This is a genomic window from Streptomyces sp. NPDC043427, assembly GCF_056436655.1.
This window is the reverse complement of sequence record NZ_JBWKCC010000028.1, coordinates 1-17,240: the sequence shown is the minus strand read 5'-3', so window position 1 is coordinate 17,240 and position 17,240 is coordinate 1. Positions and strand designations below refer to the sequence as shown.

Genomic DNA, 17,240 nt, shown 5'->3' with positions numbered 1-17,240 from the left:
CCCCGGCCGTGGGGCCCGTGTCCTCTACGGAGTCGTCGTACAGCTGCCCCCACCAGTCGTCCTCATGACCGGTGGGCCTTCCCCCCTGCTGGCTCATGCCCCCAATTGTCCACCGCACGGGCCGGATGAAAACGGGGCATCGAGAAAATCCGGCGCGCCTCGGCGCATCGAACGGTGATGCGAAGGGTGAGCGGAGGAGAGCCCTCGGGTGAGCCGGCCGGTGCGCACCGCTTTCCTGATAATCCGCTGTGACTGACGATCACGTGGTTCCCCCTGGGGAGATGCCTTGTCAGAGTGACCGGTGGTACGGCGATGATGTGCCGAGGCGGCTCACGCCGTGGCCGGTTTCCGTCACGGACGGCGTCCGCGCGGTCGTTCGCCGGGGAGGGACGTCACAGCCGATGCAGGGAGTGACAGGTCTGTACGACACGCACGAGCCGGCCCACCGGGCCACGGCCGCCGAGCCTGCCGTGCCCGGCCTGGTCGAGGTGGTGACCGGCACGGACGCGATCACGCGGCGCCTCCGGCAGCTCCGACTCGCGGCGAGCGAGGAGGTGTGCACGCTGGTCGCGGACGGTTCGGTCGTCGCGTCCGGCGTGACGGAGGACGGGACGGCCGGCTGCCGGGTCCGGCACCGGGTGGTGATCGAACGGGCGGTACGGGGGCGACCGCACGGCATCACGTCGCTGGACGGGGCGCCGGGGCGGGACGCACAGGTGCGGGTCGTGGACAGGGTGCCGACGCCGATGGTGATCGCCGACCGGGCGCTCGCGCTGGTGCCGCTCGTCGGCGTCGGCGCGCAGAGCGCCGCGCTCGTGGTGCACGCAGGTGGACTGCTGGAGCCGCTGTCGGCGCTCTTCGAGTCCGTGTGGCAGGACGCCCAGCCCCTGCGGCCCGCGGCGGCCGACATGGAGGACCAGGCCCCCGACCCCACCGACCTGGACATCCTCTCCCTGCTCCTCGCCGGCCTCACCGACGCGAGCGTCGCCAAGCAGCTCGACCTCGGCCTGCGGACCGTACAGCGCCGGGTGAAGCGGCTGATGGAGCTGGCCGGGGTGACGACACGGCTGCAACTGGGCTGGCACGCGTACGAGCGAGGGTGGGTGACGCGCGGGCGCTAGGGTCTTTCGTTCGGATCAGGCCGGACCCCGCGAGCCCCGGCATGATCCGAACGAGAGGCCCTGGGCGCAACACGCCCCAGGCCCGGGGGTCACCGTGCTTGACCTGCGAGGTCTCTCGCCCTCGGGCACGCTGAACAGATGGGAGTGTGGGAACTCCTGCTGGTCGGTCTGGTCATCCTGCTCGGCCTGTGCGGAGTGCTGGTGCCCGGCGTGCCGGGCTCCTGGCTGGTGTGGTCCGCGGTCCTGTGGTGGGCGTTGAAGGATCCCCAGCCGGTCGCCTGGGGTGTCCTGGTGGGGGCCACCGTCGCCCTGCTCCTCTCCCAGGTGGCCCGCTGGACCCTGCCGCCCCGACGGCTGCGCCCGGGCGACATCCCCCGGCGGACGGCGGTGTACGCCGGAGCCGGCTCGCTCCTCGGCTTCTTCCTGATCCCGGTGCTGGGCGCGATCCCCGGCTTCGTGGGCGGCATCTACCTGGCCGAGTGGCTGCGCCTGGGCCGCCCCGGCGCGGCACGTGCGGCCCTGCGCACGGTGATGCGCTCGGGCGGCTGGAGCATTCTGGCGGAGCTGTTCACCTGCCAGCTGATCGCGGCGGCGTGGCTGGCGGCGGTGCTGTGGGGGTGAACGGGTCGCCCCCGGCCGTCCAGCGCGCCTCCCCCGCCGCGCGCAGATGGTGCAGGGCGTACGTGCGCCAGGGGCGCCAGCTGTCAGGGGCGTCCACGTCCGGTGGGGCTACGTCGGGGTCGCCGAGCGCGCGGGCACGGACTACGGCGACGGTGTGGGCGTCCAGGCCAGGCAGCGCGCACAGCGCCTCCTGCGCGGCGTCCCGGTCGGCGCCCGCGTCCAGCCGTACGGTGCCGTCGGCGAGGGCGGCGGCGAGTGTGCCGAGGGGGCCGTGCGGGTCGGCCTCGGCGAGTGCGGCCGGCTCGGGGAAGACATGGGTGAGGGTGCCGCAGGGGGCGTCGAGTACCTTGCCGTAGGCGTACACCAGCCGTGCGGCCTCTTCGGCCCCCACCAGCGCCCGTACGGCCACTTCCTCCGGGTCGGCGGCGCCCGGTGACCGCAGCCCGGGCCGTGCGGCGACCAGCGGGGCGAGGTGTGGGTCGGCGCCGAGCCGCTCGTCGACGGCGTACGGGTCGGCGTCGAGGTCGAACAGCCGCCGCAGCCGCTGCACGGCGGTGGTGAGGTCCCGTGGATCGGTGAGGTGCAGCCGGGCGTCGAGCCAGCCGCCGGGGTGGGCGGCGAGCCCCTCCTTCGCCGTGCCCGGGCGCTCGTCGACGGCGACGATGCCGGTGCCGTACGGCAGTCGGAGCGTACGGCGGTAGGTGCGGTCCCCCGGCGCCCCGCTCACCTCCTCGACGCCGGTGACGGCCTCCCGCTGGAGCAGGTCGAAGACGGCGGCGGTGTGGTACGGGCCCCGGTGGGCGAGCCGCAGCGGGATCCCGGCGGTCGGTGTGGCCGCACGGCGGACCCTGCGGCCGTCCCGGGGCGCGGCGGCTCGCAGCGCGCTCGGCGTCACGGCGTACACCGCCCGGATCGTGTCGTTGAACTGCCGCACGCTGGCGAACCCGGACGCGAAGGCGATCTCCGTGACCTGCAGGTCCGTCGTCTGCAGCAGGACCCGAGCGGTGTGCGCCCGCTGTGCCCGGGCGAGGGCGACGGGCCCAGCGCCCAGCTCGGCGGTGAGCTGCCGCTGCACCTGCCGGGCGCTGTACCCCAGCCGCACGGCGAGCCCGGCGACGCCCTCCCGGTCGACGACGCCGTCCCCGATGAGCCGCATGGCCCGCCCGACGACGTCGGCGCGCACGTTCCACTCCGCGGAGCCGGGCGCGGCATCCGGACGGCACCGCCGGCAGGCCCGGAACCCCGAGCCCTGCGCGGCGGCGGCCGTCGCGAAGAACCGCACGTTGCACCGCTTCGGCGTCACCGCCGGGCAGCTGGGCCGACAGTAGATCCCGGTCGTCGCGACAGCGAAGAAGAACTCCCCGTCGAACCGGGCATCCCGGCTCCGCACGGCTTCGTACCTGCTGTCTTCGTCCGTCATGCCCTCCAGTCTGGGCGAGCGGAGTGGACGGGTCTCGCGGAAATCGGACACGACGCTGCCCCGTACGGGCCGTACGGCCCGTACGCACGTTGCTGCGAGCTGTCGTGCCGCTGGGGCGATGGGGGTCCCTCCCGCTCGAGCGAAGCCGAGCGGGAGGGAGGGTGTGGGCGCAGCGGCACCCGGCCCGCGCCGGTGAGCGCACCCGGCCCGCGCCGGTGAGCGCACCCACCCCGCCCCCGCTGACGACCCCCTACCGCCAACGCCCCCGCTTCGCCTCCATCGCCGCCTTGCCCTGCGCCCCCTTCCGCTTCCAGTCCCGTCGGATCTCCGCCCGCACCCGCGCGTCCGTCTTCGCGACGATGCGCTGGTTCTCCCGCATGAGCTTGCGGTAGCTGTCCAGCCGTCGTTCGGGCAGTTCGCCGGTGTCGATGGCGGCGAGCACCGCGCAGCCGGGCTCGCTCTCGTGGGCGCAGTCGTGGAAGCGGCACCGGGCGGCCAGTTCCTCGATCTCCGAGAAGACCTGGCCGACGCCGGTCTCGGCGTCCCACAGTCCGACACCGCGCAGCCCGGGGGTGTCGATCAGCACGCCGCCGCCGGGCAGCTCGAGCAGGTTGCGGGTGGTGGTCGTGTGGCGTCCCTTGCCGTCGACGTCTCGGGCGGCCTGTACGTCCATCACGTCCTCGCCGACCAGCGCGTTGGCGAGCGTCGACTTGCCCGCTCCGGACTGCCCGAGCAGCACGGACGTTCCGCCCGCGACCACGGCGGCCAGGACGTCGAGCCCCTCCCCGGCCGCCGCGCTGACGGCCAGCACCGCGACCCCGGGCGCGCTGGTCTCCACGTCCTGGACGAGGTGGGCGAGGGTGACCGCGTCCGGGACCAGGTCGGCCTTGGTGAGCGCGACCACGGGCTGTGCCCCGGACTCCCAGGCGAGTGCCAGGAACCGTTCGATGCGGGCGAGGTCGAGTTCGACGGCCAGCGACACGGCGACGATCGCGTGGTCGACGTTGGCCGCGAGGATCTGCCCCTCGGACCGCTTGGAGGAGGTGGAGCGCACGAAGGCGGTACGGCGCGGCAGATACGTCCGTACGTAGCGGGGGTTCCCGGAGGGTTCGAGGGCGACCCAGTCGCCGGTGCAGACGACCCGCAGCGGGTCGTGCGGCGTGACGAACGCGGTGTCGGCCCGCACGGTCCCATCGGCGGTGACCACGTCGCACTGCCCGCGGTCGACCCGTACCACGCGCCCGGGCAGCAGCCCCTCGGCGTCGTGCGGGGTGAACGCGTCGGCCCAGTCCTGGTCCCAGCCGTAGGCGGCCAACGCGGAGAAAGCAGAGGTGGAAGTCAAGGGTGACCCTTCACAAGGGCGGCCCCGGCGAGCGCGCTGTGGTGCGCGCGAAGGAGTGAGGTCAGCCGGTGGCCACGGAGGTGGACTTGATGAACTCCTGGATGCGGGCAGCGCCCATCTCAGTGACAGCCATCGGTCGACACCTCCTGGTACTCACTCGTGCGGCGACGGCGGCGCGAGGCCGCTGTCGAAGTCGTCGCAACTCTATCCGGACCCCACGGTGGTGGGTCAACGCATTTAAGCGCTTGTGGGATTCACCTTGTGCGCCTCAAGAGGCCCCGCAGGACCGGCCGTTCAACGCGAAGTCGACCGGTGCCGAGTTCTTGCCGTGCCACGACGCGAGGAAGCCGAGGGAGACGGAGCCGTCGGCGGGGACCGTCTTGTTGTAGTCGGCGGCGGTGGCGGTGACGCGGGAGCCGTTCTGGGAGGAGCTCGCGTCCCACATCTGGCTGACCTTCTGGCCGTCGCGGAAGGACCAGGCGAGGCGCCAGGAGTCGAGTGGCTCGGTGGTGGTGACGGTGACGGTGGCCTGGAAGCCGTCGGGCCACTCGTTGACGAGGTCGTACGCCACCCGGCAGGTCACCGGCGCCGGCTCGTGCTCCGTGGGTGCGGGGGCCGCGGGGGTGTCCTCGCCGTGGGCGGTGGCGGACGAGGTGCCCTGGGGCTCCGGCTCGGAGTGCTTGTCGTCGGCCTTGGTCGAGGCGCCGCCGCTCGGCGTGCGGCTGGGGCTCGGGGAGGGGGAGGGAGAGGGAGACGTGGTCGCCGACGGGGGCGTCTTGGCCAGGGACAGCGAGGGGCCCGGGTCGGCGACTGGCTGCCGGTCGGCGTCGGTGCCGCCCGCCACGTCGTCGCCGGTGCTGCCGAAGGGCATCATCGACACGGCCAGGGCCAGCAGGGACACCAGGACGGCGGCGACGAGGAGTCCGTTGCGCGCGACCCGCGCCTTGGTCGCCGCGGCATGGCTCGCCTCGCCCTCCGGGTCCGGCCCGTCGGGGCGGCCGCCCAGGCGCACCTCGGCGGCCCTGCGGCGGCGCTCCAGGTAGGCGAGGCCGCCCCAGCCGATGACCCCGCCGGCGAGGGCGGCGGGCAGGCCGCCGCCGTGCAGTCGCAGGCAGGCGGCGGCCTCCGCGCACTCCACGCAGGTGGCGAGGTGCCGGGAGAGGTCCTCGGGGATGTCCGCGCCGGGCGAGCGGGTCACCGCGTCGAGCAGGCGGACGTAGCCGCGGCACTCCGCGTCGAGCGGGGTGTCGAGGTGGTTGCGGTGGCAGCGGCCCCGGAACAGGCCGCGCACCTGTTCGAGTTCGTCGGCCGCGACGGCCGGGTCGATGCCGAGTCGGCGGGCCACCCCGGACAGCGGCAGCGCCTCCACCTCGGCCAGCCAGAGCAGGGCCGCGTCGGGCTCCTGCATGTCGCGCAGGCCGCGCAGGGCGATGGGGCGGCTCAGGGGCGGGCCGATGTAGCGGGCGGCCTTGTCGGAGTTGAGCCACAGACGCAGGTCGGGGTCGAGCTTGTGCCCGTGGCCCTCGCTCTCCCAGGTGGCCGCCGTGGTGCGTACGGCGGTCAGCAGCAGGGGGATGCGGGGCAGGACGGGAGAGCGGCGGCCGGCGCTCCTTCGCGTCCCGGCCTCGGCCTCGCGGGCCTCGCGGATGCCCAGCGCGAACGCCTCGCGGGCCAGCTGCTGGGCAGCACTCGAGCCGGAGGTGCAGAGGTCCGCGTAGGAGAGGACGGCGTCCCAGCACTCGGAGAACAGCGAGGCCTCGGTGGCGTCCTGAGGGGTCGGCAGGTCGGGCATGAGTCTCCTGCATCCACAAGCGAGGTCAACTCGCCACATCGCAATGGAGTTGGGGGGAACCTCGCGGCCGGGCCAGAGCCTTTCACGTCTCCGACACAACTGACAAGCGGAGTATTCGAATCCCGCGGTCGCCGAAACGGCCGGCGGTCGGAGTGTACGACCGTCGGCCCGGACCCGACACCCTCCCGTGCCCTGTGGGTCGTGGCGGACTACACCTCGACCGGCTCCTGTGCCGGGAGGCTGTCCATGAAGGAGCTGACGGAGAAGACGGCGCGGCCGGGGCCGGGCGGGCCGTAGCCGGGCGGGGAGGACAGGCCGAAGTCGTCCATGGTGGCCCGATAGGCCTCCAGGAGGCGGATGTGGTACTCCAGCGGGGCGCCCTGCGGGTTGGCCTTGCCGAGCGGGGTCGTGGGCTCGGGGCACCAGGTGGTGAAGCGGGGTGTGATGCCGTGCGACATGAAGAAGCGCAGGCCCTCGGTCGTCGACGCGATCGCCTCGTCGACCGTGGTGAAGCCGAACGGCTCGGCCATCTCCACACCCGCCACGAAGTTGGGGATGACGTTGCGGGCGCCGAAGATCTCGGCGGAGTCGAGGATGCGCTTGTGCCACTCGTCGCGGCCGACGTAGCGCTCCTTGCCGGGGCAGTACAGCTCGAACAGGCGGCGGTCCCACACCTCGTAGTTGGGGTGGTAGATCTGCACGCCGTAGTCCTTGAACCGCTGCACGTCGTCGCGCGGCAGCGCCTGGGCGACGACCTTGCCGATCCAGCGGCCGGGGAAGCGCTCCTCGATGGCCTTGGCGTAGTGCCCGTAGAAGTCGGCCTCGTCCCGCCCGGCGACCGTCTTGGTGATGGCGCCGCCGGTGAGGGTGTAGGCGGTGGAGGCCTTGGCGGTGTCGTAGCGGTCGATGATCTCGAGGGCCTCCAGCACCTCTTCGACGTCCTTCACTCCGGTGTACGGGCGCCCGGCCGCCTTGTGCTGGCGCCAGTTGTGGTTGATGTCGCAGTACTGGCACTCCTCCTTGGCGCCGAAGTACTGGCAGACCCGGAAGACGGTCAGGTAGATCAGGTAGCCCCACTGGATGGTGGGGGCCACCTCCATGACGGACTTTCCGTTGGAGAGGGTGTGCCGGTAGTACTCCGGCATGGGCGGCACGCCGACGTCGGAGATCCGCTTCCCGTCGAGGTACAGCCCGAGCATGCCGTCCTGGTCGGCGGCCACGCGGTAGGGCGAGGACGGGTTGACCCGCACGGAGACGACGGTGCGCCGCAGGTCGTAGGGGCCGCCGGTGAGGATGATCTCCTCCGGCGGGCGCCTGAGGGCGGCCTCGCCGAGTTCGGGCAGGGTGCCGTGGTCGAAGGAGAAGATGAAGTACGACTTCGGCTTCACCTCGCCGCTCTCGTTGTCACTGAGGGCCGACGCGTCGAAGGCGACACCGCCGCGCAGCAGGTCCTCCTTGAAGACGGCTTCCCGCGGTACGTGCGGAAAGCGCTCCATCAGATCCTCGACCAGCTCGGTGCGGCTGCCCATCCGTCTCTCCTCCTGGCGTCAGACGTACGACTCCTCACGGTATGCCCCCGCGTGTGCGGGGGCGCGGGCGGGGCCCGCATGGCGGACGCGCCCGTGAGAGCCCTGCCGCCGGCGGGATAGGTTCCGGCAGGAAGAGCCGGAACCCTATGCCCCTGGAGGCGACCGCATGGCCGAGACCGTGACGAACTGGGCGGGCAACATCACGTTCGCGGCCAAGGAACTGCTGCGGCCGCGCTCCCTCGACGCGCTGCGCCCGCTCGTCGCGGAGAGCGGGCGGGTGCGGGTGCTGGGCAGCGGACACTCGTTCAACGAGATCGCCGAGCCGGGCCCAGAGGGGGTGCTGCTGTCGCTGGACGCCCTGCCGGCCGAGGTCGACGTCGACACGGCGGCCCGTACGGTACGGGTGGGCGGCGGCGTCCGGTACGCGGAGCTGGCCCGGCGAGTCCACGGGCACGGTCTCGCCCTGCCCAACATGGCGTCGCTTCCGCACATCTCGGTGGCCGGTTCGGTGGCGACCGGCACACACGGGTCGGGCGTCGGCAACGGCCCGCTCGCGTCCGCCGTGCGCGAGGTGGAGTTCGTCACGGCGGACGGTTCGACGGTCACCGTCGGCCGGGGCGATACGCGTTTCGGCGGTGCCGTGACCTCCCTGGGCGCCCTCGGGGTCGTATCCGCGCTCACCCTGGACCTGGAGCCGGCCTTCGAGGTCGAGCAGCACCTGTTCACCGAACTTCCCCTGGACGGGCTGGACTTCGAGACCGTGGCGGCGGCGGCGTACAGCGTGAGCCTGTTCACCGACTGGCGTGCGCCAGGCTTCCGGCAGGTGTGGCTGAAGCGGCGCACCGACCAGCCCCTGCCCGCCTTCCCCTGGGCCGCGCCCGCGGCCGAGGCGCTGCACCCGGTGCCGGGGATGCCCGCGGTCAACTGCACGGAGCAGTTCGGGGTGCCGGGGCCGTGGCACGAGCGGCTGCCGCACTTCCGGGCGGAGTTCACCCCGAGCAGCGGCGCCGAGCTGCAGTCGGAGTACCTGCTGCCGCGCCGGTACGCCGTCGACGCGCTGCAAGCGATCGACGGCATCCGGGAGACGGTCGCCCCCGTACTGCAGACCTGCGAGGTCCGCACGGTCGCCGCCGACCAGCAGTGGCTCAGCCCCTCCTACGGGCGGGACACCGTGGCACTGCACTTCACCTGGGTGGAGGACACCGCGACGGTGCTGCCCGTGGTGCGGCGACTGGAGGAGGCGCTGGACGCCTTCGAGGCACGGCCGCACTGGGGGAAGGTGTTCACCGTGCCCGCCGAGGTCCTGCGGCGGCGCTATCCGCGGCTCGTCGACTTCGGTGCGCTGGCGCGGGAGCTGGATCCTGCCGGTAAGTTCACCAACGCGTTCGTCGCGGACATCCTCGGCCACTGACAGAAGCCTGGGCGAGCCAGCGAGGACGACTTTATAAAGCCCCTTTCCTAACCCCTTGTCGAAAGTCCGGCAGCGCCATAGCCTGGCCGCGCGCCGGTGCCGCCGTAAGCCCCGGCCGGACCCGTCATGGGAATGGAAGGGATGGGGCAACTCCGGTGAAGCGCACATCACGCGACATCCGCACCGCGAACCGCTATGAGGTGCTGCGCCAGATAATCGCCACGTCCCCCACGTCGCGGCAGGAGCTGGCGGCCGCCACCGGCCTCAGCCTCGCCACGGTCGCCACCCTCGTCGGCGAGCTGCTCGACCTGCGCATGATCACGGAGGTCGGGTTCGAGGACTCGGCGGGCGGCCGCCCCCGGGGCCTCGTGGCCGTCAACGCGTCGGGGGGCGCGTTGATCGGCGTCGACATCGCGGAGACGTACGTCCATGTGGAGCTGTTCGACCTGGGGCTGAACGTGCTGGCCCGGGCCGAGGAGGACATGCGGCCCGGCGAGAGCCGCCCGGAGCAGGTCGTCGGCCACGTCGCCGCCGCCGTCGGCTCGGTGGTCGCGCAGGCCGGGGTCGAGGCGGCCCGTGTCCTCGGCGTCGGCGTGAGCGTGCCGGGCCAGGTCGACCGCACCACCGGCATCGCGGAGTACGCCCCCAACTGGGACTGGCACGACGTGCCGCTGCTCGACCTGCTCTCCGAGCACATCGCCTACCCCCTCTACCTGGACAACCCGCTGCGCGCCTGCGCCGTCGCCGAGCTGTGGTTCGGGGCCGCGCGCGGACACGGCGACGCGGTGGTGGTCAACCTCGGCACCGGAGTGGGCGCCGGGCTCGTCCTGGGCAGCGGGCTGCACCGGGGCGTCAGCAACAGCGCCGGTGAGTGGGGCCACACCACGCTCGTGCTGGACGGGCGCCTGTGCCACTGCGGCAACCACGGCTGTGTGGAGACGTACGTCGGAGCGCCCGGGATCATGCTGAACCTGCGGGAGCTCAGCCCCCAGAGCCCGCTGCTGCACCCCGAGGACCAGACGGCCACCATCGACGCCCTGGCCCGTGGGGTCGCCGCGCACGACCCGGTGGCGGTCAAGGTGGTCCGTGACACCGCCCGCTACCTCGGCGCCGGCATCTCCGACCTGGTGAACCTGCTCAATCCCGAGGTGGTCGTGCTCAGCAGCTGGGTCGCCGGCCGCCTGGGTGAACCCCTGCTGAACGACGTGCGCGAGGCCGTCGCCCGGCACGCGCTGAGACGGCCGCTGGCCGCCACCGAGATCGTCCTCTCCCCGATCCCCACCGACCCGGTGTGCCTCGGCGCGGCCACGTTCGCGCTGGAGGGCTCGCTGCAGTCCGTCGGGCAGAGGTCCGCGAAACGCACCACCCCCGCGAGGAGCCGTACCGCACCAGCCTCATGACGACGGAAGGGACACACGTTGACGCGCACGGAAAGCCCCGTCCTCGCGACAGCCGCAGCCGCGCCGACCGTCACGGGCCCCTGACCTCCGCCCCAACCGCCTCGGCGACCACCCCCACGGCCGCCGAGGCCTCCCCCCGCGCAGAGGCCCCCTGACCGAGGGCCGCCGGCCCCCTGACCCGGCGGCCCTCATCCCCCGCACCGCCCCCTGACGAACCCCGTGTTCGTCATACCGAACCGGACACAACGTTTCGCGCAGGCTTCGTCCAACCCCTTGCCGAAGCCTTAGCCGAAGGTTAACGTCCCGCACCGCAACGCTTTTTGAGCCAACGGCCGCAGTGCCGTGGAGCCGCAGCCGTACTCGAGACAAGGACGTCACCATGTCGGCAATGAGCAACAACAACTGGTCCCGCCGGTCCCTCTTCCGGGCCGCCGCGGGCATGGCCGCCGCCGGCACGCTCGCCGCCTGCGGCGGCAACAACGGGCGCGGTGGGGGGTCGGGGTCGGGCGTCAACCTGACGCAGTACTTCCACGCGTACGGCGAGGCGGGTACCGAGCAGGCCATCAAGAAGTACGCGAAGGCCTACGACAAGGCCGACGTGACCACGCAGTGGATCACCGGCTCCAACTTCGAGAGCAAGCTCTTCGCCGCCCTGCTCACCAAGCAGGCGCCCGACCTCTTCGAGTTCCACCCTCAGATCCAGCTCATCAAGAGCGGTCAGGTGGCCGACCTGACCGACATCATCGAGCCGGTCAAGGACGACTTCAACCAGGCGGACATCGAGTCGCACACAGTGGACGGCAAGATATACGGCGTCCGCATGATCGACGACCCGCAGTTCTTCTTCTACCGCAAGTCGATGCTGGAGAAGGCGGGCGTCAAGCCGCCGACGACGATGGACGAGCTGATCGAGGCCGCCGCCAAGCTCACCACCAACAAGGTCAAGGGCCTGTTCCTCGGCAACGACCTGCACGCGGTCATCCAGCCGCTGATCTACGCGGCCGGCGCCGACACCCTCGACGACAAGAACCAGATCGCCTACCACACGGACGGCTTCGTCGAGGGCCTGAAGTCGATGCGCAAGCTCTTCACCAGCGGCGACCTGCTGCTGGACGCCCCGGCCGACTTCTGGGACCCGTCCGCGCTCAACCAGGGTCTCACCGCCATCCAGTGGTGCGGCATGTGGGCCATGCCGGCGTTCCAGCAGGCTCTCGGCGACGACCTCGGCATCATGCCGTTCCCGAAGATCGGCGACGCCGGCAAGCCGGCCGTCTACAACGGCGGCTGGTCGATGTTCGTCAACGCCAAGAGCGAGAACGTCGACGCGGCCAAGGAGTACGTCAAGTGGCTGTGGATCGACCAGAAGGAGTACCAGGAGGACTGGGCCCTGTCCTACGGCTTCCACATCCCGCCGCGCACCTCGATCGCCAAGTCCGCCGAGAAGCTCAAGTCGGGTCTGTCGGCCGAGGGCGTCAAGCTGTTCAACGAGTACGGCAAGTTCGACAGGATCGGCTGGACGCAGGCGATGATCACTGCCACGGAGGACGTCTTCGCCAACGTCGTCCGCAAGGGCGGCAACCCTGAGGCCGCGCTCGACCAGTGCGACAAGAAGGTCAACGCCGAGCTCAAGAAGCTCTTCGGATAGACCCCCCGGACGGATCACGTCATGTCGACGACCACCAAGCTCGACCTCGAGCACCCCACCCCGGCGACGGCCCCCAAGGCCAAGCCGCGGCGGGGGCTGCGGGGCAGCCGCACCTTCAACTTCTGGCTCTTCACCGGCCCGTTCCTCGCGGGTCTGCTGTTCTTCGTCTACATCCCCATCGTCTGGAGCATCTACCTCAGCTTCTTCGAGGCCCGGTTCACCGTCACGCCGAGCGAGTTCGTCGGCTTCGCCAACTACGCGGAGATGTTCGGCAACGACGACTTCATGGGGTCGCTCGTCACCTTCACCCTCTTCGCCGCGATCATCGTGCCCACCACATGGGCGATGTCGCTGGGCCTGGCGCTGCTGGTGAACCGGCTGCGCTTCATGCGCGCCTTCTTCCGGTCGGTGTTCTTCCTGCCGACCGCGGTCTCCTACGTCGCCGCCTCGCTGGTGTGGAAGATGTCCATCTTCAACGGTGTGCGCTTCGGCCTGGCGAACACCGTGCTCGACCTGTTCGGCGTGGAGAACATCGCCTGGCTCGCCAACCCGGACCCGCCGTGGTACTGGCTGGTCATCGTCACCGCACGCCTGTGGCTGCAGTCCGGCTTCTTCATGATCCTTTTCCTGGCCGCGCTGCAGAACATCCCGCAGGAGCTGTACGAGGCCGCCGCCATCGACGGCGCCAAGCCGGGGTGGCAGACCTTCCGTCACATCACGCTGCCTCAGCTGCGGGCCACCTCGACGGCCGTGATCCTCCTGCTGCTCGTCGCCGCCTACCAGGCCTTCGACGAGTTCTTCAACCTGCTGGCACGCACCACCTGGGGCCGGCCGCCCCTCGTCGAGCTGTACTACATCGCCCTCGGACAGGAGCAGGACTACGGCCGGGGCAGCGCCGGTGCCGTGATCCTCACCCTGTTGATCTGCATCGTGACCCTCCTCCAGGGCAAGATCATGGGCTTCGGAAGGGGTGAGGAGTCCAAGTGACCACGACCGTACCCGAGGTGAAGGACGCAGCGCCCCCGGTCGCCGGCCGGCCACGCCGCGGCTCAGTGATGAGCTCCACCGGCCTCTACATCGCCACCGGTGTCGCCGCGCTGCTCTTCTTGATCCCCTTCTACCTGCTGATCCGCAACTCCCTGTCCACCGACCCCGAGATCACCGGCGAGAACTGGAAGTTCTTCCCCACGGACATCCAGTGGGGCAACATCACGGAGCCGTTCGACGACCCCACCGTCGACTTCGCCCGTTCGATGTGGAACTCACTGGTCGTCGGCGTACTGCACACGGTCGGCATCCTGTTCGTCTGCTCGCTGGCCGGCTACGGCCTCGCCCGCATCCCCTACAAGCACGCCAACAAGATCTTCTACGCCGTCCTGGTGACCCTGATGGTCCCGGCCGCCGTGACCTTCGTCCCCAGCTTCGTCCTGGTCTCGTCCCTCGGCTGGGTGGACTCCTACCGCGGTCTGATCATTCCGGGCCTGTTCAGTGGTTTCACCTGTTTCCTGTTCCGGCAGTACTTCCTGGGCTTCCCCAAGGAGCTGGAGGAGGCGGCGCGCGTCGACGGACTGGGCTACTGGGGCGCGTACTGGCGCATCGTGGTGCCCAACTCGCTGAACTTCTTCGCGGCGATCGCCACCATCACGTTCATCAACGGCTGGAACGCCTTCCTGTGGCCGCTGGTCATCGGCCAGGACCCCAGCGCCTGGACGGTCCAGGTCGCACTGTCGTCGTACATGACGAACCAGACCGTCAACTTCCACCTGATCTTCATGGCGACCACCATTTCCATCCTGCCCCTGTTGTTCGTGTTCCTCTTCCTCCAGCGCTGGCTGGTGCAGGGAATCGCCCAGACCGGCATCAAGGGCTGACCTAGGAGACCGATGTCTTTCCGCACCCCGGCCACCGACTACGTAGAGGACGTCTCGCCCGGCAGCGGGGCCCTTCCGCCCCGCTCCTGGTATGCCACGTCAGACGCGAAGTCCCTTTCGCTGAACGGTAGTTGGCTGTTCCGCCTGTCGGCCACGGCCGATGCCGAGGACGACTCGTTCGCCGAGCCCGGCTTCGACGCCGCGCAGTGGGCGGAGGTCACCGTCCCCGGCCACTGGGTCCTCCAGGGGCACGGCGCGCCGATCTACACCAACCACCTCTACCCCTTCCCGGTCGACCCGCCCCACGTGCCGACCGAGAACCCGACCGGAGACCACCTGCGCGTCTTCGACCTGCCGGAGGAGTGGCCGGCCGAGGGTGGTGCGGTACTGCGCTTCGACGGTGTGGAGTCCTGCGCCCGGGTGTGGCTGAACGGCACGGACATCGGTGAGTTCAAGGGATCCCGGCTGCCGCACGAGTTCGCGGTCGGGCACCTGCTGAAGCCCAGCGGCAACGTGCTCGCCGTGCGTGTCCACCAGTGGTCGGCGGGCTCGTACCTGGAGGACCAGGACCAGTGGTGGCTGCCCGGCATCTTCCGTGACGTCACTTTGCTGCACCGCCCGGCGGGCAGCGCCCTCGACTTCTTCGTGCACGCCTCCTACGACCACGTCACCGGCGAGGGCACCCTGCGCGTCGACTCCGACGTGGACGGCCGGGTCACCGTGCCGGAGCTGGGCATCGAGGTGGTGACCGGCGAACCGGTGACGGTCGCCGTCCAGCCGTGGACCGCGGAGACGCCCCGCCTCTACGACGGCGTCCTCACCACCGAGGGCGAGCGCGTGCCGCTGAGGATCGGCTTCCGTACGGTCGTCCTGGAGGACGGCCTGATCAAGGTCAACGGCAAGGCGGTCCTGTTCAAGGGCGTCAACCGGCACGAGTGGCACCCCGAGAAGGGCCGCGCCCTCGACCTGGAGACCATGCGCGCGGACGTGCTGCTGATGAAGCGGCACAACGTCAACGCCGTGCGCACCTCGCACTACCCGCCGCACCCGGCCTTCCTCGACCTGTGCGACGAGTACGGCCTGTGGGTGATCGACGAGTGCGACCTGGAGACCCACGGTTTCACCGAGCAGGCCTGGCGGGACAACCCCGTCGACGACGACCGCTGGACCCCGGCCCTCCTCGACCGCGCCGCCCGCATGGTCGAGCGGGACAAGAACCACCCGTCGGTCGTCATCTGGTCCCTGGGCAACGAGGCCGGCACCGGCCGCGGTCTGACCGCGATGGCCGAGTGGATCCACGGCCGGGACGCCTCGCGGCTCGTGCACTACGAGGGCGACATCGACTGCCGTGACACGGACATGTACTCGCGGATGTACGCGAGCCACGCCGAGGTCGAGCAGATCGGCAAGGAGCTGGACGGCGGCACCCACAAGCGGCGCGAGCTCCCCTTCATCCTCTGCGAGTACGCGCACGCCATGGGCAACGGCCCCGGCGGCCTCGCCGACTACCAGCGGCTGTTCGAGACGTACGACCGGCTCCAGGGCGCCTTCGTCTGGGAGTGGATCGACCACGGCATCAAGCACCCCGAGCTGGGATTCGCCTACGGCGGCGACTTCGGCGAGGAGCTGCACGACGGCAACTTCGTCTGCGACGGGCTGCTGTTCCCGGACCGCACCCCCTCCCCCGGCCTGGTCGAGTTCAAGAAGGTGATCGAGCCGGTCGCCTTCGAGGGCGACGGCTCCGACGGCACGGTACGGGTCCGCAACAAGCAGGACTTCGCCGACCTGTCCGCGCTGGCCTTCGAGTGGTCGTACCAGGTGGACGGCGAGACCGTCGAGGCGGGCAGCCTGTCCGTGCCGGCGCTCGCGGCCGGCGAGTCGGTCGACGTGAAGCTGCCCGAGCCGCCCGCGAACCCGCGGGGTGGCGAGGCGTACTGGACGGTGCGGGCCGTGCTCGCTCAGGACACCGCGTGGGCGGCGAAGGACCACCCGGTGGCCTGGGGCCAGTTCGCGGTGGCCGCGCGACCGCTGCCGGCGGTCCCGGCGACCGACGGGCCCGTCCCCGGCGACGGCGTGATCACCCTCGGCCCGGCCTCCTTCGACGCCCGCACGGGCGCGCTCAGGAGCATCGGCGGGGTCGAGGTGAGCGCCCCTCGCCTGGACGTGTGGCGGGCGACCACCGACAACGACGACGGCGCGGCCTGGCAGACCGACATCCGCTACGGCGAGCTGTGGCGCAAGTTCGGTCTGCACCGCATGCGTCACCGCATCGGCGCGGTCGAGCTCGCCGACGACGCGCTGATCGTGCGGACCCGGGTGGCACCCGCCGCCTGGGAGTTCGGTCTGGCGACGACCTATCGCTGGACCTCGGACGGCACCCGGCTGAAGCTGACGGTGTCCGTGGCGCCCGACGGCGACTGGACGGTGCCTCTGCCGCGGCTCGGCGTCCGGCTCGGCCTTCCCGCGGCCGACCGGGTGCGCTGGTTCGGCGGCGGCCCCGGCGAGGCCTACCCCGACACCAGGCAGGCGGCCCAGCTGGGCCGTTGGGAGTCGACCGTCGACGGCCTCCAGACGCCGTACGTGCGCCCGCAGGAGAACGGCGCCCGCGCCGACGTCCGCTGGGTGGAGGTCGGCGGCCTGAGGATCGAGGGCGACCCGGAGTTCTTCTTCAGCGCGCGCCGCTGGACGACCGAGCAGCTGGACGCGGCGCAGCACCGCAGTGACCTCGCGGCCGGCGAGACGGTGTGGGTCAACCTCGACCACGGCCAGCACGGCATCGGCTCCCAGTCGTGCGGCCCGGGCCCGCTGCCGCAGTACTACCTGCGCGCCGAGCCCGCGGAGTTCTCGTTCGTGTTCTCCGCGATCGATGCGGAGACCCCCTCGGAGGCCCGTTGACGGACACGGTCCTGAGCACGTCCGCGGGGGGGGGGGGGGGGGGGGGGGGGGGGGGGGGGGGGGGGGTGGTGGGGGGGGTGGGGGGGGGGGGGGGGGGGGGGGGGGGACAGGGGGGGGGGGGGGGGGAGTGGGGGGGGGGGGGGGGGGGGGGGGTGGCGCTCTTTGGTGTTTTGTGTGTGGCTCTTGTCCCCCG

Annotated in this window: 11 protein-coding genes and 1 pseudogene; 8 read left to right on the top strand and 4 right to left on the bottom strand. The window is 71.4% G+C overall.

Annotation, left to right across the window (positions count from 1 at the left end):
• Positions 1 to 443 precede the first annotated feature (443 nt).
• A pseudogene (locus tag AC067M_RS33740) lies at positions 444 to 1,121 on the top strand (helix-turn-helix transcriptional regulator); the annotation flags it as partial.
• 138 nt (positions 1,122 to 1,259) lie between these two features.
• Positions 1,260 to 1,742 carry a DUF456 domain-containing protein gene (locus tag AC067M_RS33735; RefSeq protein WP_478700829.1) on the top strand — a complete coding sequence of 161 codons (483 nt, stop codon included), beginning with the start codon at positions 1,260 to 1,262 and terminating at the stop codon, positions 1,740 to 1,742.
• Here AC067M_RS33735 and AC067M_RS33730 read toward each other — a convergent pair.
• The 4 genes from AC067M_RS33730 to AC067M_RS33715 all read right to left on the bottom strand — a co-directional run bounded on the left by AC067M_RS33730 (position 1,690) and on the right by AC067M_RS33715 (position 7,825).
• A complete protein-coding gene (locus AC067M_RS33730) occupies positions 1,690 to 3,162 on the bottom strand; it encodes a DNA-3-methyladenine glycosylase 2 family protein (protein ID WP_478700828.1) in 1,473 nt (490 codons plus the stop codon). The genes AC067M_RS33735 and AC067M_RS33730 overlap by 53 nt on opposite strands.
• Positions 3,163 to 3,412: 250 nt before the next feature.
• Positions 3,413 to 4,504 (bottom strand): ribosome small subunit-dependent GTPase A, encoded by a 1,092-nt coding sequence (gene rsgA, locus AC067M_RS33725; protein WP_478700827.1) that lies wholly within the window; start codon positions 4,502 to 4,504, stop codon positions 3,413 to 3,415.
• Positions 4,505 to 4,772: 268 nt separating this feature from the next.
• The gene (locus AC067M_RS33720; RefSeq protein WP_478700826.1) at positions 4,773 to 6,296 is read right to left on the bottom strand and encodes a cellulose binding domain-containing protein; all 1,524 of its coding nucleotides are present in this window, start codon (positions 6,294 to 6,296) and stop codon (positions 4,773 to 4,775) included.
• Between the two features lie 209 nt (positions 6,297 to 6,505).
• A complete protein-coding gene (locus AC067M_RS33715; RefSeq protein ID WP_478700825.1) occupies positions 6,506 to 7,825 on the bottom strand; it encodes a radical SAM protein in 1,320 nt (439 codons plus the stop codon).
• A 166-nt stretch (positions 7,826 to 7,991) separates the two neighbouring features.
• On the opposite strand from AC067M_RS33715, the gene AC067M_RS33710 reads away from it, so the two are divergent.
• The 6 genes from AC067M_RS33710 to AC067M_RS33685 all read left to right on the top strand — a co-directional run bounded on the left by AC067M_RS33710 (position 7,992) and on the right by AC067M_RS33685 (position 17,047).
• Positions 7,992 to 9,236, top strand: coding sequence for a D-arabinono-1,4-lactone oxidase (locus AC067M_RS33710; protein WP_478700824.1), 1,245 nt, complete (start codon positions 7,992 to 7,994; stop codon positions 9,234 to 9,236).
• A gap of 155 nt (positions 9,237 to 9,391) precedes the next feature.
• Positions 9,392 to 10,636 (top strand): ROK family transcriptional regulator, encoded by a 1,245-nt coding sequence (locus tag AC067M_RS33705; RefSeq protein WP_478700823.1) that lies wholly within the window; start codon positions 9,392 to 9,394, stop codon positions 10,634 to 10,636.
• 388 nt (positions 10,637 to 11,024) lie between these two features.
• Positions 11,025 to 12,281: an ABC transporter substrate-binding protein gene (locus AC067M_RS33700; protein ID WP_478700822.1), complete on the top strand. Its 1,257-nt coding sequence runs from the start codon at positions 11,025 to 11,027 to the stop codon at positions 12,279 to 12,281.
• Positions 12,282 to 12,302: 21 nt separating this feature from the next.
• Entirely contained in the window at positions 12,303 to 13,268 is a 966-nt protein-coding gene (locus AC067M_RS33695) for a carbohydrate ABC transporter permease (RefSeq protein ID WP_478700821.1), read from the top strand.
• Positions 13,265 to 14,152, top strand: a complete 888-nt coding sequence (locus AC067M_RS33690; RefSeq protein WP_478700820.1) for a carbohydrate ABC transporter permease — start codon at positions 13,265 to 13,267, stop codon at positions 14,150 to 14,152. The genes AC067M_RS33695 and AC067M_RS33690 overlap by 4 nt, the downstream gene beginning before the upstream one ends.
• Before the next feature lie 12 nt (positions 14,153 to 14,164).
• Positions 14,165 to 17,047: a glycoside hydrolase family 2 TIM barrel-domain containing protein gene (locus AC067M_RS33685; RefSeq protein WP_478700819.1), complete on the top strand. Its 2,883-nt coding sequence runs from the start codon at positions 14,165 to 14,167 to the stop codon at positions 17,045 to 17,047.
• Positions 17,048 to 17,240: the final 193 nt, after the last annotated feature.